We start from the raw sequence: 19,669 nt of genomic DNA, 5'->3' as shown, positions 1-19,669 counted from the left end.
TTCGGTAGGGGTCCTCACGTGCTCAAGAGCCCTGGAATCTCTCACTCCGGCCTGCCGCAGGATGCTTTCCTTCACTGTTGAAGCAACGCCCTTCAGGTGTTATCCGAGCCCGCCCCGAAGGCTCTGCGGGTACGATCACTAACCGAGCCGCGCCACTCCGGGCGTGGTTTTCGTATTTCCCTCTGCGTAACCCCTGGCCGGACGTCAGTGAGCACGGAAGTCCGAGTGGGAAATCCCTCCGGTGGGAAATCTAGGTAAATCCCTAAACAGAACTCTGTAATGAGCCTCTGCAAGGGAGGATCTGTAAGGGTGGCTTTGTGGCGATGGGGATTTGCAAGGGAACTCCGTGACTGCTGAGGAGCAGGTCATGCCTGTGGGAACAGCTGCGGCGGGTTCTTGCGTGCCGCCGCCGGAGCCGCACGCCGGCCTGCGGGCGGGCCTGGAGACCGTGGAGACGGAGTGGGCGCGCTTCGCTGGCTTGTTCGAGACGGAGGGCTGCCGGCGCGCCAGGCGCGGATTTGTGGAGGGCCGTCCTGGCCAGGCAGCCTGCACGGGCCGCTGACATGGCGTCAGCTGACCGGGCCGGCCTGTCGGCGACGGGTACGCGGAGCCGTGCAACCGAGAGGGGAAGCGATTCATGATCGGATCACGTGTGGTGGCGCTCGGTCACTACCAGCCGTCGAAGGTCCTGACGAACGAGGACCTTTCGGCCATGGTCGACACCACCGACGAGTGGATCCGCACCCGGGTCGGCATTCGGACCCGCCGGATCGCCGCCGACGACGAGACGGTCGACCAGATGGCCGCGCGGGCCGCCGAGAAGGCACTCGCCAACGCGGGGATGGACGCCGCCGAGATCGACCTGGTCATCGTCGCCACCTGCACGGCGTGGGACCGGTCGCCGAACATGGCCGCCCGGGTCGCCCGCCGGCTGGGGATACCCGGACCGGTCGCCCTCGACCTCAGCGTCGCCTGCTCGGGGTTCACCCACGCCCTGGGCACCGCCGACAGCCTCATCCGGGCCGGTACCGCCACCAAGGCGCTGGTCGTGGGCGCCGAGAAGCTCAGCGCCTTCACCGACTGGACCGACCGCACCACCTGCGTCCTTGTCGGGGACGGAGCGGGTGCCGCGGTCCTGACCGCCTCGGAGGAGCCGGGCGTCGCACCGCCGGTCTGGGGCTCGGTACCGGAGATGTCGGAGGTGGTACGGATCGAGGGTGATCCCGCCCGCTTCGCCCAGGACGGCCAGCGGGTCTTCCGGTGGGCCACCACCGTCCTCCCCGACATCGCCCGCTCGGCCTGTGAGAAGGCCGGAGTGACGCCGGAGGACCTGGCCGCCGTCGTCCTGCACCAGGCGAACCTCCGCATCATCGAGCCCGTCGCCCAGAAGATCGGTGCCGTCAACGCGATCGTCGCCCGGGACGTCGTGGAATCCGGCAACACCTCGGCGGCGAGCATCCCCATCGCGCTGTCGAAGCTCCTGGAGCGCGAAGAGATCACTCCGGGCGCCCCCATCCTGCTGTTCGGTTTCGGCGGAGGCATGGCCTACGCGGGGCAGGTCATCCGCTGCCCCTGAGGGGCCGGACGCACCCACCGGGACCATGCCACCGCTGCCGCGGACACGAAGGCTCTCGCGGGTACGAAGGTTCTCGCGGACACGAAGACGGAACGGACTCATGACGATCACACGCCGGCGCAAGGTCATCATCATCGGGGCAGGCATCGGCGGCCTGACAGCCGCCGCCACACTGCGCCGCATGGGCCTGAGCGTCGAAATCCACGAACGCGCCACAGAATTGCGTCCGGTCGGCACCGGGCTGTCCATCATGTGCAACGCGCTGACGGCGCTGCGCGCGGTCGGCGTCGACCTGCACGCCGCACTGCACGAGCGCAGCCAGAGCTTCGACGCGATCCACGTCATGCGCAGCGACGGGCGGCCGATACGCACGCTGCGTACGGGCGAGATCGCGGACCGCCTTGAATCGGCCAACTTCGCGGTGCACCGCGCCGACCTGCAACAGGTACTCCTGGACGCCCTCGGCGACGACTGCCCGGTCGAACTGGGCGCCAAGGCCACCGGCTTCACGGTGGACGAGGACGGCGTGACGGTGGAGTTCGCCGACGGCCGCAGCACCCGGGGCGACGTGCTCATCGGCGCGGACGGCTTCCACTCCGCGATCCGCCGTCAGCTCGTCGGACCGGAGCGTCCGGACGAGCACGGCTACCTCTGCTGGCTGGCGACCGTGCCGTTCGAGCACCCGAAGATGCCCAAGGGGTACGTGGGCCACTACTGGGCGCCCGGCAAGCGGTTCGGGCTCATCGACATCGGCCACGGCCGTGCGTACTGGTGGGGTACGCGGAATGTGCCCACCGCCGTCGCCCGGTCCTGGGACGGCCCGAAGGAGGAGATCCTCCGCACCTACGCGGGCTGGGCGGAGGAGGTCGGCGCCGCCATCCGGGAGACGGCCCGGGAGGACATCGTCACTGTGCCCGCCAAGGACCGCCCCTTCCTGGAGCGCTGGGGCTACGGCCCCGTCACCCTGCTCGGTGACGCCGCGCACCCGATGCTCACCAGCCTGGGCCAGGGTGCCGCCATGGCCATGGAGGATGCGGCCGTCCTGGCCGAAAGCCTGGCCGGCGCCCAGGACCTGCCGCGCGCGCTGCGCGACTACGAGAACCGGCGCCGGGCCCGTACCCGGCAGATGGTCCAGAGCTCCCGTAGCCTCAGCCGCATCGAGCAGTGGGAGAAACCCCTGTCCGTCCGCGCCCGCGAGCTGTACTTCCGGTACGCACCGGAATCGGTGTTCGCCAAGCAGAACGATGCCGTACTCCACTACCGTCCGGTCGCGGCGTCATGACCGGCGGTGAGGTGGTGGCCGGTCGTGGCGTGGTGTCCGGGTCCGGGGCCGACCGGGCGGCAAGCGGTGGTGCGGGCCTCGTTCCCCGGAGCGAACCGGACGGCTCGTGGCGGCCGCTGGGCCCCGTGGAGCGCTGGTACTGGATCACCGACCAGATCTCCCCGCTCAACGGCGTCTGCGTCGCCCGGGTCCACGCACGGCTGCCGGAAAAGCTCTGGCGCGCGGCCCTGGACGTCCTGAGCGCCCGTCATCCGCTGCTCAACGTCGTCATCGCGACGGATGAGGACGGGGCGAACCCGCGCTTCGTCCCGGCGGACGGCCTCTCGATCCCTCTCCGGTACGAACTGCTGGAGAAGACAGGGGAGTCGGCCACGCCTGGTGAAGTGGGCGAGCCCGGTGAACCGGGGGAGTCCGGAGCCACCGCGGAGCCGTACTGGGTGACGGAGGTGAACGCACACGCCCTCGTCGAGCGGGTGGACCCGCGTTCCGGACCGTTTGCCCGGGCCGTCGTCCTGGACCGGGGCACGGCCGGGGGCCGTCACCCCGAGCAGTTCCTGGTCCTCACCGTGCCCCACTACGTCGCGGACGGGGTGTCCGGGCTGTCGCTGATGCGCGAGTGGATCGAGGCCGCCGCCGAGCTGGAAGGACACCTTCCGCCCTCGTCGGCCACCCCTGGCACCCCCGCCACCTCCGGCATCCCCGCCACCTCCGGCATCCCCGCCACCCCCGCCACCTCCGGCATCCCTGTCACCTCCACCACCCCTACCGCCCCCGGCGCCCCCTGCCTCCCCTACCGGGCACTGCCGCCGGTGGAGGAGCTTCTCCCCGCCGCGCACCGCGGTGACGAGGGTGCCCGGCGCAGCCGAGAGCAACGGACCGCCGACGCGGAGGCCATGGCCGAACTGCGGCCCCTCAGGGTGGAGCCCGCGCACACCGTGCCGTTCACGGAACGCCGGACACGTCTGCTGCACCGCGAATTGACGCCCTCGCAGCTCGGCGCGCTGGTCGCCGCCTGCCGGGCGGAGGGCACCACGGTGCACGGTGCGCTCGCGGCGGCCATGGTGACCGCGGTGGCCCGCGCGAGCGGCGCGCGGGGAGGGGAGTACGTGTCCATCGGCTCACCCGTCGACTTCCGGGGCGAGCTCGACCCGCCCGTCCTGCCGCAGGAGATGGGCGCGTACGTGGCCACGGTCCCCACCATCGCCCCGTACCGGCCGGACCGACCGCTCTGGGAGACGGCCCGCCACATCAGTTCGGACGTGGCCGCCCGCAAGCAACGGGGCGAACCCTTCAGCGCCATCACCACCTTCGGCTCGATGTGCCCGGGCACGCCGGCCGAGGCCGCTCCGCTCCTCCGGTTCATGGACGAGGAAGGCCCGATCAACCTCTGCCTGTCCAACCTGGGCCGGGTCGACTTCCCCGACAAGATCGGTCCGTGGGAGGTCTCCGACGCCCAGCTCATCGCCGGGCTGTCGGTGAACGGCCAGTTCGTGGGGGTCGTCAACACCTGCCACGGCCACCTGTTCTGGAACTTCACCTACATCGACGGCGCACTGGCGGACGGCGCCGCGGAACAGCTCGCCGACGACTGCCTCACGACGCTGCTCTCCGCCCTCCCGGACACCCCGTCGGTGCCCAACTCACCGGCGAAGGAGGGGTCGTGATGCGCACCACCCCGTCACCCGGCCACCGGGACCGGGCCGTCGTCGTGACCGGAGCCTCCAGCGGTCTGGGGCGCGAAATGGCGCTCGTCCTGGAACGCAAGGGCTTCCTCGTCTACGCCGGTGTCCGCAACGCACGCGACGGCAAGGCCGTGGCAGCCGACGCCGCCCACGGCCGGGTGCGCCCGCTGCTGCTGGACATCGCCTCCCCGGAGTCCATCCAGGAAGCCGCCGCGCGGGTACAAGCGGAGACCGCGGAGACTGCGAATACCGCGGAACCGCGGCCGGCCGCAGGACCCGCGGACCCCGAACGTCCCCTCCTGTGGGGCCTGGTGAACAACGCGGGCATATGCGTCTCCGCCCCCCTGGAATGCATCCCGAGGGAAGAGCTCCGCCGCCAGCTGGACGTCAACGTCATCGGCAGCGTGGAGGTGACCCAGGCGATGCTGCCCCGGCTGCGGGCCGCCCGGGGCCGGGTCGTCAACATCACCTCCGGCGTCGGCTCGGTCGCCTTCCCCTACCTCGGCGCGTATGCCTGCGCCCAGTTCGCCAAGGAAGCGTTCAGCGACGCACTGCGACGGGAGCTGCTGCCGCACGGGGTGCGGGTCTCGGTGGTGCAGCCCGGGGCCATCGCCACCCCCATCTGGGACAAGGTCAACGACGGCGCCGCCCGCATCCTCCAGCACGCCCCGGCCCCCGTGGCGGACGTCTACCGCACCGCGTTCACCGGCTTCGCCAGGTCCAACGCCGCCACCGCACAGCACAGCAGGACCACCCCCCGTCAGGTGGCAGCGGCCGTCGCGCACGCCCTGAGCTCCGACCGGCCGCGCATCCGCTACCGCGTCGGCCAGGACGCACGGACCGCGGCCGCCCTGGCCCGGCTCCTGCCGGCGTCGGCACTGGACCGCATGATCTCGAAGCTCGTAGCACGATGACACGAGGAGAGGAATCTCGATGACCGACACCACCGCCGTACGGACCCAGGCCCGTGAGCTGTTCGCCCGCCTACTGGAGCTCCTGGAGACCGGTGACATCGACGCATGGGTCGACCTCTTCCACGAGGACGGCGTACTGGAGTTCCCGTTCCCGCCGCCCGGCTGGGGCACGACGATCAAAGGGCACGAGGCCCTCCTCAGCCACATGAAGAACTTCCCCGAGCAGCTCGACGTGAGGTTCTCGGACGTGGTCATCCATGAGACCACCGACCCCGAGCTGGTCGTCGCCGAATTCACGGGTACGGGAACGGCTCTGGCCACCGGCCGACCGTTCAACCAGACCTACGTCTCCCTGATCTGGATCAAGGACGGGAAGGTCAGCCGCTTCAAGGACTTCTGGAACCCGCTGGTGACCATCGAGTCCCTCGGCGGCCTGGAGGCCATCACCCGCATCGTCGACAACTGAGCGAGTCCTCAAGCCCTTCTGGTACCGGACTTGAACCACCTGGCTCGCCTGGCTCGCCGCAACCTGCCGGAACGGTGCCGCTGTATCGATCCAGGCCCGCCCCCACGCCGGCCCGCTGCCGAAGCAGCGGGCGGTGGGTGGCACCTACGCCGCGCTCGCGGGCTCCGTCGTCCAGGTGCCCAGGGCCATCTCCGCGGTGATGCCCGGCCCGAAGCCGGCCAGCAGGCCGCGGTGCCCCTCTTCAGGGGAGGCCTCGTCGAACATGCGGGCCAGGGCGTCGAGGACCACCGCGCTGGCGATGTTGCCGTACTCGGTCAGCGTGGCCCGGCTGAAGCGGAAGGCCTCGTGCGGCACCTCCAGGAAGCGGCACAGGTCGTCCAGGATGCGCGGGCCGCCCGCGTGGACGATGTAGAAGTCCAGCTTGCCCGCGTCCCAGTGGTGCTCCTCGGCGACCGCGCGCAGGGCCGGAGCGAGCGGCTCCATGGTGCCGGGCACACGCTTGTCCAGCAGGAAGTGGAAGCCGGTGGGCCGCACCGCGTAGGAGATCCAGTCCTCGGTGTGCGGGATGAGGTACGAACCGTTGCGCTCCAGCCGGACACCGGTGCCGCCGTTGCCGCGGACCACGGCGGAGGCGACCGCGTCCCCGAACAGGCCGTTGGACAGCAGCGATCCGACACCCAGGTCGGTGGGCTGGTAGCACAGCGAGCAGAACTCGCAGGCCACGATGAGCACATTGGCGTCGGGGTAGGCCGTGCAGAAGTCGTGCGCCCGGTTTATCGCGGCACCGCCGGCCGCGCAGCCGAGCTGCGCTATCGGGATCTGCCGGGTCTCCTCCCGGAAGCCCAGGGTGTTGATCAACCAGGCGGTCAGTGACGGCATCAGGAATCCGGTGCACGACACGTAGATGATCAGGTCGATCTGCCGGGATTCCAGCTCCGCCTGGTCGAGCGCCTGGCGCACCACGGAGGGGACGCGGGCCTTGGACTCCTCTTCGTAGACCGTGGTCCGGGCGTCCAGCCCCGGGTGCTTGAGCACCTTGTCGATCGGCTGGATCAGATGTCGGGTGAGGACTCCGGTGTGCTCGATCAGCCGGAGTACCAGCTTCAGTTCCGAATGGTCCTTGTGCAGACGTCGTGCCAGTTCGAGTGTGTCTTCCTGGGTGATGACGTATTCAGGGACCTCGATTGCCGGTTTACACAGAACCGCCATGGGATCCACTCCTTGCAGTCCGTGGTCCGCCCGGTGAAGTCCCCTCAAGGGAGCTGACGCCCCCGAGAAGGGAGCTGACGCTTCTGAAGAAGGGATACGGGCGGGCCAGCCGACTAAGAAATGAACTCTCCCCGTGCTGGTGGGTCGGTTGTGCGGACAACTGATGGGTCAGTTGCCCGACCCACCGTCCGACCAACAGTAAGCCAGCCGGGTGGGTTCCGCATGCCGTCGCGGTTCTGATGCCGATTCCGCGGTTCTGGTGCCGATTCGCGTTCCGGCACCGTGTGATGTCACCAGGAGACCGGCAGCTCCAGCGGGTATCGCCAGATCGCGTTGGTGTTCCAGGGGACTTCCTCGGCCGGTTTCGCCAGTTTCAGGTCCGGGAAACGCTCCAGAAGGGTGCTCAGCGCGATTTCGAGCTCGACGAGGGCCAGTGGAGCGCCCAGGCAGTGGTGGCCGCCCCAGCCGAAGGTCATGTGGTTGATGGGGCCTTCGCGTTCCAGGTCCAGTTCATCCGGATGGTCGAATTTCGCCGGATCCCGGTTTGCCGTCAGATAGGAGACATGGACAATGTCCCCGGACCGGATCTTCACCCCACTCAATTCCACGTCCTCAAGGGCGACCCGGGGAATGCCGACGCCCTTGCGGAAGGGAATGAAGCGCAGCATTTCCTCCAGCGCCTGCGGCAGCTTCTCGGGGTGGGAGCGCAGCATCGCGAGCTCCGCGGGCCGGGTGAGGAGGGTGTAGGAGAGGTTCCCGATCTCGTAGGTCGTGGTGTCCTGGCCGGTGATGAGCAGGACCATCGCCATGACGGTCAGTTCTTTGTCGTCGAGGACCTCATCACCGTCACGGGCCGTGGCCAGGGCGCTGATCATGTCGTCGCCCGGGTTCCGGCGCCGTTCGGCCGTCAGCTCCGCGAAGTAGGCGCGCATATCGGCCTTGGCGCGGATGGCATTGTCGCGGTTTTCGGGGGTGAGGTTCATCATCGTCCGGGCGTGCGCGCGCAGTTGGGCGCTGTCGCCGTCGGGGATGTCGAGAACCTCGCAGATCGTCGTCAGGGGCAGCGGAGAGGCCAGGCTCTCCATCAGGTCGGCAGGCGGGCCGTGTTCGGCCATCCGGTCCAGCAGTTCGTTCACGACGTGCTGGGTGCGGGCCCGCATCCGCTCCACCTGACGCGGGGCGAACGCCTTGGAGACCAGGCTCCGCAGCCGGCTGTTGGCGGGCGGGTCCATCACGTTGATCGCCTCGTCCTGAACGATCGGCTCGGGCGTCATCCGCGGGAAGTCCTTGCCGACGATGGCGTGACGGCTGAAACGCCGGTCGGTCGTCACCGTCCGTACATCCTCGTACCGGGTGACCAGCCAGGCTTCGCCCTCCCCGTAGGGCAGTTTGATGCGGGCGACGGGTTCCTCGGTCAGCAGACGCTTGAGCGTCGGATCGAACTCAAGGGCCTCGGCGTAGTCGAACGGGCAGTTCCAGACGTTGGAGCCGGGTTCCATGACGATCTCCCGTAGTCGGAGGGACAAGATCACGCCGTTCTCATTATCAGGTAAAGGGAGATTTGGGCGTGTCTTGACGTCCGAGTAATGTGCCAATTGGGTGGCGCCCCGTGCTGTGCCGTGCCCCGCAGCTCTCTGCCGCGATTTCCCACCGCGATTTCCCACCGCGAATTCCCGTCGGTCTCCGCATCGATGAACCAGCCGGCCTCTTCCTGCCAACCGGTCTCTTCAAGGATGAATCAGGTGTCGCCCTTCGCCGGCAAGGACGGCAAGGCAGGCAAGGACGGCAAGGCCGGCAAGGACGGCAAGACGCCGACGTCAGGGAAACGGCTTGTCCGCCATTCGCGGCACGGCATACGGTCCGTGGATGACAGGCAGCCACACCTATCGCGCACTCCTCACCCGACCGGTGCTCAGCTGGGCAGCCGTCGCCGTGGCGGCACGTATGCCGGTGGCGATGGCGCCGCTGGCCCTGGTGCTCCTCGTACGGGAGCGGCCCGGGGGCTACGTACTGGGTGCCGGACTGGCGGCGGTGTACGTGGTGGGCGAGGTGCTCGGCGCGGCACTGCTCGGGGCGAGGCTGCGGCCCGCGCGGGCGCGGCGCCACCTGGCCGCCGGACTCGGGGTCGGCGCCGTGGCGTTCGCCGGCCTCGGTCTGCTGCCCGACGCTCCTGATGTGGTGCTGGGGGCGCTGGCCCTGCTGGCGGGTGCCGCGCCGGCCGCGTCCCCGGGAGGACTGCGGGCCCTGCTGACCGAGCATGTCGAACCCGGCCTGGTCCCCAAGGCGCTGAGTGCGGAGGCCATGGTGAGCTATGCGGTCTGGGCCGCCGCGCCCGCCGCGGCCGGCGGTCTCGCGTTCGAAGTGGCCGCCTACGCGCCCCTGCTGCTGGCGGCGGCCCTGATGGCGCTGTCCGTCGCCGGGCTGTGGGCCCTGCCGAGCGGCTGGCCCTCGGACGAGTCCGACCGCGGGGACGTGTCGATGATCCGTACGCTCGCGGCCGCCTGGCCGGTGTATGTGTCGGGCGCGGCCGCCATGTCGCTGGTTGCGCTGGCGGAGCTGGTCCTGCCCGCGCTGCTGGAACAGCGGGACATCGCGGTCGGCTGGTCGGGTCCGTTGCTGGCCGGGTACGCGCTGGCGGCGGCGGCCGGGGCGCTGCTGTACGGGCTGCGGAGCTGGCCCGGCCGGATCCGCACCCAGAGCCTTGTCCTGCTGCTGGGTGTCACGGCCTGCGTGGCCGTCGCCGCCCTGGTCCCGGCGCTCGGCGGCATCGCGGCGGCCCTCGTCATGGCCGGTCTGCTGCAGGCCGGCGTGCAGGTGACCCGGTCGCTGGGGCTCCGGCAGGCGCTGCCGCAGAGCGCCCTGGCCGCCGGCTACTCGATCATGTACTCGGTGGTCGGGGTCGGCTACGCGGCCAGCGCCTCCCTCTCCGGCGCGGTACAGGCCATGGCCTCGCCCAGCACCGCGATCCTCACCGGGGTGCTCCTGACCCTTCTGCTCACCGCGGCCGGCGCACTCGGCGAACTGCGACTTACCGGAACGCGACAGCACACGCAGCCTGAAAGGCCGGTTGAACAGCCGGTTGAACAGTCGGTGGAGCGGTCGGCTGAACAACAGAATCCGGTCGAGTGACGGGCCAGGCGCCAGAGAGAAGCGGAGCGGAACAGCGCAACAGCGGAATCTGCGCTGCGGAGCCGGCCGGAAATTCAGAGCCAGTCGCGGCGTTTGAAGACGATGTACAGGCTGATGCAGACGATCGCCATGAGGACGAGGGCGAACGGGTAGCCGAACCCCCAGCTCAGCTCCGGCATGTTCTGGAAGTTCATGCCATAGATCGTGCCGACGAGGGTCGGTGCGAAGAGGATCGCGGCCCAGCTGGAGATCTTTTTGATCTCCTCGTTCTGTTCGAAGCCGGCCTCCGCCAGGGCGCGCATCTCGGCGTTCTGCTGCTGGTTCACCAGGGTCGCGTTGACCGTGAGGATGTCCTGCAGAGCCTGGCGGAAGCCGTCCACCTGGTCCGTGGTGTGCAGTGCATGGTCGGCCACGTCGCGCAGGTAGCGGCGGAGCTCCTCGTCGATGGCGTACTTCTCGAAGCCCGCGGTGAGGCTCTCCAGGATGCGGTTCAGGGGGCGGGTGGCGCGCTGGAACTCCACGACCTCACGGGAGAGTTCGTAGATGCGGCGGGAGACGCGGGGGTCGCCGCCGAAGACCTCGGTCTCGATCTCGTCGATGTCGTTCTGGACGCCGGCGACGACCGGTGCGTAGCCGTCGACGACGGCGTCGAGGATCGCGTAGAGGACGGCTTCGGGCCCGCGTTTGAGGAGCTCGGGGGCGTCCTCCATGCGGTGTCGTACGGCCGAGAGGTCGGGGGCACCGCCGTGCCGGACTGTGATGACGAAGTCCCCGCCGACGAAGACGTGCAGTTCGCCGAAGTCGACCTCTTCGCGGTCGTCCAGATAGCGCGCGGCACGCAGCACGACGAAGAGGGTGCCGCCGTAGCGCTCCAGTTTGGGGCGCTGGTGGGCTTCGAGGGCGTCCTCCACGGCGAGCGGGTGGAGGTCGAACTCCGCGGCCAGGGCGACCAGTTCGGACGGTGTGGGGCGGTGCAGGCCGATCCAGGCCAGCGTGTTCGCCGTGGCGCGCTGCTCCCGGAAGGCGTCGGCGAGGGTGTCGTGGGTGCTGAAGCGGTGCCCGTCGCGGTACAGGGCGGCGCTGATGACGCTGCTGGTGTTCTCGGCCGGCGGCGGTGCGGTGCCGGACTCGTCGGTGGGCTCGGCGGGCGGAGGGGCGGCGGGTCGTTTCTTCGCGGGTTTGCGCAGACCGCGGAGTCCGTGCAGGCCGGGCAGGCGACGTGGCCGTCGGCCGGGAGGTTCAGCGCTCACGACAGAACCGACCTCCGTCACGAGAGGGGATGAACAGGCACACAGAATCTCGACGCAGGATATCTGCTGCGGATGTCAGCACAGGTCAGCGGCCATGGTGCAGGATGGAACGGGGCGTGGTGCGGTCTGTGTCGCGTCCACCGAGGTTTGTACGTTTATCCCTAGAATTGTGCGATGCAGATGCCGCAGATAGTCAGCGTTCCTCCGGGTGAGGTGATTCGGTGAACGGCCCCGATGCCACCGACGAACAGTGGGAAGGGCTCGCCGAAGTCGTCCCGCTCCGTGGCAACAGCGAATGGCCTTCCTGGTCCGACCACCGTGCGCTCCCCGACGAGGAGCCGGCGGAGGAACAGCGGCGGTTCATCGTCATCCGCGTCCAGACCTTCGCCGACGCCCGCGAGGTCGCCGAGTACCTGATGGCGCAGCTCCCGGTCCTGCTCGACCTCAGCAGCGCCGACACCGATGTCGCCAAGCGCATCCTGGACTTCTCCAGCGGTGTCGTCTTCGGGCTCGGCAGCGGGATGCACCGCGTGGACACCAACGTCTTCCTGCTGGCGCCGGTGGGCACCGAGGTCGCCGAAGCGGCGGCGGGGGCGGGGGCGGCGTATCGCCCGTAGACGGCAGGGGCGGCGTCCCCCGTTCGTAGGAAGAGCCGTCGGGTGTAACGGTTCTCCGGCCGGGGTACTGCATAGCGTCCCCGCATGCGTACCGACACCGTCCGACCGGCGGTCACCGAATTACGGCTGTCCGCCTTCAAGTGCCATCGCCGCGTCACCCTGCCGCTCGGCCCGGTGACGATGCTGAGCGGCGGGAGCGGCAGCGGGAAATCCAGTGCGTTGCAGGCGTACGAGATCCTTGCCCGGCTCGGCAGCGGGGAGTCACTCGCCCGGGCCGTACGGGAGGTGACCGGCGATCCGTCGGCGTGTGTGCCGGCGGGGGCGCGGCCCGATGGCCAGGGCCGGCGCGGCTTCCGCCTCGGCTGTACGGTCGACGGTCCGGCCGGCCCGGTCGACCTCGACCTCGCCGTACAGGCCGAGCCCGAACTCCGCATCGTCGGCGAACGGCTGACCGGCGGCGGGGAGACGCTGCTCAGCACCGCGCTCACCGATCCCACCCGACGCGCCGTACAGGCGGCCTGGCACACCGCGGGCGCGACCCCGGTGACCCGTGCGCCGCTGCCCGACGACCGGCTGGGCACCTCGCTCCTGCCGCTGCGGGTCGCGGGCAGGACGGAAGGGCAGCGGCTGGTCCTGGCGGCCGCGGAGCAGGTGGTGGTCGCGCTGCGGTCGGCGTTCGTCTGCGATCCGCGCCCGGAGATGATGCGGTGGCCCGAGGAGCGGGCGGGAGCCGGAGAAGAGCGAGTGGGAGCCAGGGAAAACGGAGGGAGCCGAAGAAGCGGTGGTAGCCGAAGAAGCGGCGGTAGTGGTTCCGATCGTGGCGCTGCCGAAGCCCGGGTGGCCGGAGCGCGGAAGGGGAGCGGCTCCGGCGGTCACGGTGGCGGCCGGGACGGTTCGCCGGAGCCTGACGAGGGACGGCTCCGGTCGTCCTGCGAGAACCTGCCCGCGGTATTGGAGCGTACGAGCCGGGAGTGCACCCGGAGACATGCGGTGCTGGTCGCAGCCGTACGGGAGGCCTGCGCGGGTCCGGTGGACGGGCTGCGCGCGGTGCCTCGGCAGGCGGGCGCCGGAGAAGGGGCGGCAGCGGCGTCCGTGGCGGGCGGGAGCGCCGGGCCGGCCGGCGTCCGGACCGGGCAGGGTGCGGGGGAGGCGGGCCTGCGGGCGGTCGTCGACCGTGGTGAGCTGGGGGAGATGCCGGTCGACCAGTTGGGCGACGGGGAGCTCAGGTTCCTGGCACTGGCGCTGGTGCTGCTGACCGGGCCGGGCGTACTGGCCATGGATCCGGCCGGGGAGATCCCGTCGGCCCGGCAGCAGATGACGGTCATGGCGGACGGGCTGGACCGCTGTATGGACCGCAGACAGGCGCGTGAGCTGATGTCGCTGGCCGTACGGATGGCCGAGCGTGGCCATGTCAGGGTGCTGGGGACGGTACGTGATCCGTCGGCCGCCGAGGGACTGCCGGGGGTCCAGGTGCTACACCTGAGGGCATGAGCAAGGATCTTCACGCGTTGCAGCGACGGCTGGCCGAGTTCGCCGCCGCGCGGGACTGGCAGCAGTACCACACCCCCAAGAACCTGGCCGCGGCGCTCAGCGTCGAGGCCGCGGAACTCGTCGAGATCTTCCAGTGGTTGACGCCGGAGGAGTCGGCGCGAGTGATGTCCGACCCGCGGGCGGCCGGCCGGGTGGAGGACGAGGTCGCCGATGTGCTGGCGTATCTGCTGCAGTTCTGTGAGGCGCTGGGGATCGACCCGCTGGTGGCGCTCGCCGCGAAGATCGAGCGCAATGAGTCACGTTTTCCGGCGGTTCGCCAGGCGCCGCCGGACCGGCCGCGGGAGGACGGCGGGACGTCCGGTCCGGCCGTGGGAGGGTGACGGGACGTCCGGTCCGTTTGCGGGAAGGGTGACGGGGCGTCCGGTTCGGGACCTCGGTCCTGAAGCCGCACTCCCGTCGGTGGTCTGCGGGCCCGGGGTCGGTCTCTCCGGGCCCCGGGCCGTTCGGTCGTGCCGGCGGGACTGATTCACGACTTTCCGGTCTTTTCCGTGACCTGTGCCCGTCGTGTGAGTGATGGGGCTGCTGTGACGCAAGAGGAACAGGGCGAGCTCTAACCCGCCATGCGTCACTCTATGGAGTCATGGATCTTTCCACAGCGCCTTGCTTGTCCACAGATTTGCGAATTCCCCTGGCTTTTTTGGCTGTTCGACCTCACTCTGGGTAGTGGAAGGGATGTGGGGTGCATGCGCATGGCGAGAGAAAGGAGGGGCACGGATGGACGCGGTGCGGATCATCACGGCGAGCCGACGCAGTCTGGCGGACGCAACCACCGTTGAGGATGTGATCGTCGAGGCATGGCAGGCACAGGCCTTGGCGGAAGCGATAGGCAGCCATCTCGCGATATTCGGGCCGTACGAAGTGCGGTCCCGGGCCCGAGGGCTGGGTGACGCGGGCGGGCGGTTCAGCGGGGGACTGCTGTGCCCGGCAGTGGTCACCGGCGGACTGCGGGCGGCTCAGCTGACCGAAGTACGCGACGTCCGGGCGGCTTTGACGGATCTGCGGCGACTCCTGCGAGAAGTGTGCGAGGCGCTGGTGGGTGTGGTCCTGCTCGTGGACGAGGAGGGGATGTACTGGACCTGCGTCGAGGCGATGGACACGGTCGACGAATCGAGAGACCGCGTGAGCGGGATATTGGAGAAACTGGAGGTGCGAGACCGGAATCCCGCTTGATGCGGTTGCGGTATGAGGCGGGCAGAGCGGGTCAGTAAGCCGGCGCCAGGCCGGCGCGCCGGAGCCGGCGCCAGATCGTTCGCGTTCGCGCGGGATGGATGCCCCGGGTGGTTCCCACCGGCCCGCGGGCCAGGGAAGGCTCACGCCCAACAGATCGGCACCGCCCCGCCCCCAGCCGATCGCCTTCCGCCCCGATGTGGCGCATACGCCCGACGATCGCTGCCCTCGTGGAACGACGACGCCCAGACAGCAGCGACGACGCCCGGACAGTAACGACGACGCCCAGACAGTGACGTATCCGGATCAGGGCCGGGCGCATCAGCGGCGAGGAAAAATCCGGTATGGATCATGACGTATTGCGGTGATACTGGGACATGTGTTTCTGACGATAACCACCACCGGCAACGCCGACCGTCCCGCGACCGACCTCGGGTTTCTGCTGCACAAGCATCCCGACCGGGCGCAGCAGTTCTCGACGGCGCACGGCACCGCGCACGTCCTCTACCCGGAGGCGGACGCGGAACGCTGCACGGCGGCGCTGCTGCTGGAGGTCGATCCCATCGCCCTGGTCCGCAGGAGCCGGGGGAAGGGCCGTGGCGGCGCTCCGGACTCGGCGCTCGGGCAGTATGTGAACGACCGGCCGTATGCGGCGTCCTCGCTGCTCGCGGTGGCGCTGCGGAGCGTCTTCGCGACGGCGATGACGGGGCAGTGCGAGGCGCGGCCCGAGTTGGCGGCGCGGGCGCTGCCGTTGCGTATCGAGGTGCCGGTGCTGCCCGCCAGGGGCGGTGCGGAACTGGTGCGCAAGCTGTTCCAGCCGCTGGGCTGGACCGTGCAGGCCGAGCCGGTGCCGCTGGACGAGACGTTCCCGGAGTGGGGCGACTCCCGCTACGTACGGCTCGTCCTGGACGGGGAGCGCACGCTCGCCGAGGCGCTGCGGCATCTGTATGTGCTGCTGCCGGTGCTGGACGACGCCAAGCACTACTGGGTCGCGCCGGACGAGGTCGACAAGCTGCTGCGGGCCGGGCAGGGCTGGCTGGAGGACCACCCGGAGCAGCGGCTGATCGTCGGCCGCTACCTCTCGCGGCGCTGGGCGCTGACCCGTCAGGCCATGGAACGACTGGCGCTGGAGCGGCTGGCCGAGTCGGACGATGTGGCCGCGGAGGAGATCGACAACGCGGTGGACGAGGAGGCGGATACCGAGGAGCGGCCGGTGCCGCTCGCCGTACAGCGGCGGGAGGCGATCCTTGCGCTGCTGCGCGCGGAGAAGGCAGCGCGGGTCCTCGACCTGGGATGCGGGCAGGGGCAGTTGGTCGGTGCGTTGCTCAAGGAGACGCAGTTCACCGAGGTCGTGGGCGTGGACGTCTCGATGCGGGCGCTGCACGAAGCCCGCCGCCGGCTGCGGCTGGACCGGATGTCCGAGCGGCAGTCGGAGCGCGTACGGCTCGTACAGGGGTCGCTGGCGTACACCGACAGCAGGCTCAAGGGGTATGACGCGGCGGTGCTCAGCGAGGTCGTCGAGCATGTCGACCCGGCGCGGCTGCCGGCGCTGGAGTACGCGGTGTTCGGGGCGGCCGGACCACGGACCGTCGTGGTGACGACGCCCAACGTCGAGTACAACGTGCGCTGGGAATCGCTGCCGGCCGGCCATGCGCGGCACGCGGACCATCGCTTCGAGTGGACCCGGGAGGAGTTCCGGCAGTGGGCGCGGGAGGTTGCCGCGCGGCATGGCTACGAGGTGAGTTTCGCCCCGGTCGGCCCGGACGATCCCGAGGTCGGCCCGCCCACCCAGCTGGCCCATTTCCGCAGGGCGGGCGAGGACGGCGAGGGCGCGGGCAGAGGCGCCCGGCACACCGGCGGTCAGCAGAACGACAGCAGTGAGCAGAGCGACAGCGCTGGGCGGAACGACAGCGCTGGGCGGAACGGCAGCGGTGAGCGGAACGGCAAGAGTGAGCGGAACAAGGACAGTTCGGACCGGAGCGGTTCGGTACGCGGGAAGGAGGTCGCGGCATGACGGGCGGTGACCGTACGGAGTACGAGGACAACGGCCGGCGGGAGGACGCCGGCGCGCGGGAGGCGGCACGGCGTACGCTCGCGGTGCCCGACCTGTCGCTCGTGGTGCTGATCGGGGCCACCGGCTCCGGCAAGTCCACGTTCGCGGCCCGGCACTTCAAGCCGACGCAGGTCATCTCCTCCGACTTCTGCCGGGGGCTGGTCAGCGACGACGAGAACGACCAGAGCGCCAGCGGCGACGCGTTCGACGTGCTCCACTTCATCGCGGGCAAGCGGCTGGCGGCCGGCCGGCTGACGGTCGTCGACGCCACCAATGTGCAGTCCGAGGCGCGCGCCCAACTGGTGCGGCTGGCCCGGGAGCACGACGTCCTCCCGGTCGCGATCGTGCTGGACGTGCCCGAGCAGCTGTGCGCCGAGCGCAACGCGGCGCGGGCCGACCGGGCCGGACTGCCGAGGCGGGTCATCCAGCGCCACCAGCGTGAACTGCGCCGTTCCCTGAGGAACTTGGAGCGCGAGGGCTTCCGCAAGGTGCACATCCTGCGCGGCCAGGACGAGGTGGCGGCGGCCGAGGTCGTCACGGAGCGGCGGTTCAACGACCTGCGCCATCTCACCGGTCCGTTCGACATCATCGGTGACATCCACGGCTGCCGGTCCGAGCTGGAGACGCTGCTCGGCCGGCTGGGCCACGTGCTGACGCGCGACGGGCTCGGCAGGCCCGTGGACGCGGTGCACCCGGAGGGCCGTACCGCGGTCTTCGTGGGAGACCTCGTCGACCGCGGGCCGGACAGCCCCGGAGTGCTGCGCCTGGTGATGGGCATGGTGAAGGCCGGGCACGCGCTGTGCGTACCTGGCAACCACGAGAACAAGCTCGGCCGCCACCTCAGGGGCCGCAAGGTCCAGCCCACCCATGGGCTCGCCGAGACCATCGAGCAGCTGGACAAGGAGAACGCCCGGGATCCCGACTTCCGCGCGGAGGCGGAGGAGTTCATCCACGGGCTGGTCAGCCACTACGTCCTGGACGGCGGCGGGCTGGTGGTGTGCCACGCGGGGCTGCCGGAGAAGTACCACGGCCGGACGTCGGGCCGGGTGCGGTCGTTCGCGCTGTACGGCGACACGACCGGCGAGACCGATGAGTTCGGCCTGCCGGTGCGTTACCCCTGGGCCGAGGACTACCGGGGCCGCGCCGCCGTCGTCTACGGTCACACGCCCACCCCGCGGGCCACCTGGCTCAACAACACCCTCTGCCTGGACACGGGCTGTGTCTTCGGCGGCAGGATGACCGCGCTGCGCTGGCCGGAGCGCGAGCTGGTGGACGTACCGGCGGAGCGCGTCTGGTACGAGCCCACGAAGCCGCTCGGCACGGAGGCGCCGGGCGGTGCGGACGGCCGGCCGCTCGACCTGAAGGACGTGGCCGGCCGGCGGGTCGTGGAGACCCGCACCATGGGCCGGCTGGCGGTCAGGGAGGAGAACGCCGCGGCCGCGCTGGAGGTGATGAGCCGCTTCGCGACCGACCCGCGGCTGCTGCCGTACCTCCCGCCGACGATGGCCCCTTGTGCGACCTCCGCGGAGGACGGCTACTTGGAGCATCCGGCGGAGGCGTTCGCCGGCTATCGGGCCGACGGGGTGCGGGAGGTCGTGTGCGAGGAGAAGCACATGGGGTCCCGGGCCGTGGCCCTGGTGTGCCGCGACGAGTCGGCGGCCGTCGAGAGGTTCGGGGTGCCGAAGGGCGTGTCCGGTGCCCTGTACACCCGCACCGGACGGCCGTTCTTCGACGATCCGCAGCCGGCCGAGCGGATCCTGCGACGCGTCCGGGAGTGCGTTACGGAGGCCGGTCTCTGGGAGGAGCTGGAGACGGACTGGCTGCTGCTGGACGCGGAGTTGATGCCGTGGTCGCTGAAGGCGACGGGGCTGCTGCGCAAGCAGTACGCGGCCGTCGGCGCGGCGTCGGGGGCGGCGTTCCCCGGCGTGCTCGGCGCGCTGGAGGCGGCGGCCGCCCGGGGCGTCGAGGTGGGGCCGCTGCTCGACCGGCAGCGCGACCGGGCGGCGGACGCCGCGGCGTTCACCGAGGCGTACCGGCGCTACTGCTGGCGCGTCGGGGCGGACACGCCGGACGGCGCGATGGTGAACGGCGCCGCACCGGACGGCGCGACGGCGAACGGCGCTATACCGGACGGCGCGACGGAGCAGGCCGAGGAACAGGACGAGCGGACCGCCGGCCTCGGGGAGCTGGACGGCGTCCGGCTCGCGCCGTTCCAGATCCTCGCGGTGCAGGGGCGCAGCCTCGCCGCGCTGCCGCACACCGACCAGCTGGCGCTGATCGACCGGATGGCCGCGGCCGAGGCCGCGGTGATATCCCGGGCCGGTACGCCGGACGGCCCCGGGCTGCTCGCCACGACCCGCCGGATCATCGTCGACACCGAGGACGAACAGTCGGTCGCGGCCGGCATCCGGTGGTGGCTGGAGCTGACCGAGGCCGGCGGTGAGGGCATGGTCGTCAAGCCGGTGCAGGCGCTGGTCCGCCAGGCCGACGGGCGACTGGTGCAGCCGGGCGTCAAGTGCCGCGGCCGGGAGTACCTGCGGATCATCTACGGGCCGGAGTACACCCGCCCGGAGAACCTCAGGCGGCTCCGCGTCCGCCACCTCGGACACAAGCGCTCACTGGCCCTGCGGGAGTACGCGCTCGGCCTGGAGGCACTCGACCGGCTGGCGGACGGCGAACCGCTGTGGCGGGTGCACGAGGCGGTCTTCGCGGTGCTCGCCCTGGAGTCGGAGCCGGTGGACCCCCGCCTGTAGCCGGTCCCGGGGGAGGGACC

General features: G+C 70.5%; 15 protein-coding genes. 12 read left to right on the top strand and 3 right to left on the bottom strand.

Annotated features, from left to right (window positions below; translation table 11 throughout):
• Positions 1-637: 637 nt before the first annotated feature.
• The 5 genes from ACFY12_RS20605 to ACFY12_RS20585 all read left to right on the top strand — a co-directional run bounded on the left by ACFY12_RS20605 (position 638) and on the right by ACFY12_RS20585 (position 5,920).
• Positions 638-1,576, top strand: coding sequence for a beta-ketoacyl-ACP synthase III (locus ACFY12_RS20605; protein WP_390717248.1), 939 nt, complete (start codon positions 638-640; stop codon positions 1,574-1,576).
• Between the two features lie 100 nt (positions 1,577-1,676).
• On the top strand, positions 1,677-2,858 hold the full coding sequence (locus tag ACFY12_RS20600) for an FAD-dependent monooxygenase (protein WP_390717247.1): 1,182 nt from the start codon (positions 1,677-1,679) through the stop codon (positions 2,856-2,858).
• Positions 2,855-4,522: a short-chain dehydrogenase gene (locus ACFY12_RS20595; RefSeq protein WP_390717246.1), complete on the top strand. Its 1,668-nt coding sequence runs from the start codon at positions 2,855-2,857 to the stop codon at positions 4,520-4,522. Before ACFY12_RS20600 ends, ACFY12_RS20595 begins: the two co-directional genes overlap by 4 nt.
• On the top strand, positions 4,522-5,454 hold the full coding sequence (locus ACFY12_RS20590) for an SDR family NAD(P)-dependent oxidoreductase (protein WP_390717245.1): 933 nt from the start codon (positions 4,522-4,524) through the stop codon (positions 5,452-5,454). The genes ACFY12_RS20595 and ACFY12_RS20590 overlap by 1 nt, the downstream gene beginning before the upstream one ends.
• Positions 5,455-5,473: 19 nt before the next feature.
• Positions 5,474-5,920: a nuclear transport factor 2 family protein gene (locus ACFY12_RS20585; RefSeq protein WP_390717244.1), complete on the top strand. Its 447-nt coding sequence runs from the start codon at positions 5,474-5,476 to the stop codon at positions 5,918-5,920.
• A 144-nt stretch (positions 5,921-6,064) separates the two neighbouring features.
• Here ACFY12_RS20585 and ACFY12_RS20580 read toward each other — a convergent pair whose 3' ends face one another.
• Together ACFY12_RS20580 and ACFY12_RS20575 are read right to left on the bottom strand one after the other, a co-directional pair.
• Positions 6,065-7,129 carry a type III polyketide synthase gene (locus ACFY12_RS20580; protein ID WP_390717243.1) on the bottom strand — a complete coding sequence of 355 codons (1,065 nt, stop codon included), beginning with the start codon at positions 7,127-7,129 and terminating at the stop codon, positions 6,065-6,067.
• 290 nt (positions 7,130-7,419) lie between these two features.
• Entirely contained in the window at positions 7,420-8,628 is a 1,209-nt protein-coding gene (locus ACFY12_RS20575; RefSeq protein WP_390717342.1) for a cytochrome P450, read from the bottom strand.
• 367 nt (positions 8,629-8,995) lie between these two features.
• Here ACFY12_RS20575 and ACFY12_RS20570 point away from each other — a divergent pair, with 367 nt between their 5' ends.
• Positions 8,996-10,258 carry an MFS transporter gene (locus ACFY12_RS20570; protein ID WP_390717242.1) on the top strand — a complete coding sequence of 421 codons (1,263 nt, stop codon included), beginning with the start codon at positions 8,996-8,998 and terminating at the stop codon, positions 10,256-10,258.
• A 74-nt stretch (positions 10,259-10,332) separates the two neighbouring features.
• Here the strand turns inward: ACFY12_RS20570 and corA are convergent, their stop codons facing one another.
• On the bottom strand, positions 10,333-11,508 hold the full coding sequence (gene corA / locus ACFY12_RS20565) for a magnesium/cobalt transporter CorA (RefSeq protein WP_390717241.1): 1,176 nt from the start codon (positions 11,506-11,508) through the stop codon (positions 10,333-10,335).
• Between the two features lie 221 nt (positions 11,509-11,729).
• Here corA and ACFY12_RS20560 point away from each other — a divergent pair, with 221 nt between their 5' ends.
• The 6 genes from ACFY12_RS20560 to ACFY12_RS20535 all read left to right on the top strand — a co-directional run bounded on the left by ACFY12_RS20560 (position 11,730) and on the right by ACFY12_RS20535 (position 19,649).
• A complete protein-coding gene (locus ACFY12_RS20560; RefSeq protein WP_390717240.1) occupies positions 11,730-12,125 on the top strand; it encodes a cell division protein SepF in 396 nt (131 codons plus the stop codon).
• An 84-nt stretch (positions 12,126-12,209) separates the two neighbouring features.
• Positions 12,210-13,616, top strand: coding sequence for a biotin transporter BioY (locus ACFY12_RS20555; protein ID WP_390717239.1), 1,407 nt, complete (start codon positions 12,210-12,212; stop codon positions 13,614-13,616).
• Positions 13,613-13,996 carry a nucleotide pyrophosphohydrolase gene (locus ACFY12_RS20550; protein ID WP_390717238.1) on the top strand — a complete coding sequence of 128 codons (384 nt, stop codon included), beginning with the start codon at positions 13,613-13,615 and terminating at the stop codon, positions 13,994-13,996. The genes ACFY12_RS20555 and ACFY12_RS20550 overlap by 4 nt, the downstream gene beginning before the upstream one ends.
• Positions 13,997-14,390: 394 nt before the next feature.
• Positions 14,391-14,846 carry a DUF6099 family protein gene (locus tag ACFY12_RS20545; protein WP_390717237.1) on the top strand — a complete coding sequence of 152 codons (456 nt, stop codon included), beginning with the start codon at positions 14,391-14,393 and terminating at the stop codon, positions 14,844-14,846.
• Positions 14,847-15,222: 376 nt separating this feature from the next.
• A complete protein-coding gene (locus ACFY12_RS20540) occupies positions 15,223-16,857 on the top strand; it encodes a 3' terminal RNA ribose 2'-O-methyltransferase Hen1 (protein WP_390717236.1) in 1,635 nt (544 codons plus the stop codon).
• A complete protein-coding gene (locus ACFY12_RS20535; protein WP_390717235.1) occupies positions 16,854-19,649 on the top strand; it encodes a polynucleotide kinase-phosphatase in 2,796 nt (931 codons plus the stop codon). Before ACFY12_RS20540 ends, ACFY12_RS20535 begins: the two co-directional genes overlap by 4 nt.
• The last annotated feature ends 20 nt before the right edge of the window (positions 19,650-19,669 follow it).

The organism is Streptomyces sp. NPDC001339, from assembly GCF_042895955.1.
Taxonomy (GTDB): Bacteria; Actinomycetota; Actinomycetes; order Streptomycetales; family Streptomycetaceae; genus Streptomyces.
The sequence above is the reverse complement of the archived record's forward strand: the minus strand, read 5'-3'. Positions and strand labels throughout refer to the sequence as shown.

What these genes read in the sequence shown, in the direction of transcription:
- ACFY12_RS20605 (WP_390717248.1), top strand. Translation starts at nt 638, where the DNA reads ATGATCGGATCACGTGTGGTGGCGCTCGGTCACTACCAGCCGTCGAAG.
- ACFY12_RS20600 (WP_390717247.1), top strand. Translation starts at nt 1,677, where the DNA reads ATGACGATCACACGCCGGCGCAAGGTCATCATCATCGGGGCAGGCATC.
- ACFY12_RS20595 (WP_390717246.1), top strand. Translation starts at nt 2,855, where the DNA reads ATGACCGGCGGTGAGGTGGTGGCCGGTCGTGGCGTGGTGTCCGGGTCC.
- ACFY12_RS20590 (WP_390717245.1), top strand. Translation starts at nt 4,522, where the DNA reads ATGCGCACCACCCCGTCACCCGGCCACCGGGACCGGGCCGTCGTCGTG.
- ACFY12_RS20585 (WP_390717244.1), top strand. Translation starts at nt 5,474, where the DNA reads ATGACCGACACCACCGCCGTACGGACCCAGGCCCGTGAGCTGTTCGCC.
- ACFY12_RS20580 (WP_390717243.1), bottom strand. Translation starts at nt 7,129, where the DNA reads ATGGCGGTTCTGTGTAAACCGGCAATCGAGGTCCCTGAATACGTCATC.
- ACFY12_RS20575 (WP_390717342.1), bottom strand. Translation starts at nt 8,628, where the DNA reads ATGGAACCCGGCTCCAACGTCTGGAACTGCCCGTTCGACTACGCCGAG.
- ACFY12_RS20570 (WP_390717242.1), top strand. Translation starts at nt 8,996, where the DNA reads ATGACAGGCAGCCACACCTATCGCGCACTCCTCACCCGACCGGTGCTC.
- ACFY12_RS20555 (WP_390717239.1), top strand. Translation starts at nt 12,210, where the DNA reads ATGCGTACCGACACCGTCCGACCGGCGGTCACCGAATTACGGCTGTCC.
- ACFY12_RS20550 (WP_390717238.1), top strand. Translation starts at nt 13,613, where the DNA reads ATGAGCAAGGATCTTCACGCGTTGCAGCGACGGCTGGCCGAGTTCGCC.
- ACFY12_RS20545 (WP_390717237.1), top strand. Translation starts at nt 14,391, where the DNA reads ATGGACGCGGTGCGGATCATCACGGCGAGCCGACGCAGTCTGGCGGAC.
- ACFY12_RS20535 (WP_390717235.1), top strand. Translation starts at nt 16,854, where the DNA reads ATGACGGGCGGTGACCGTACGGAGTACGAGGACAACGGCCGGCGGGAG.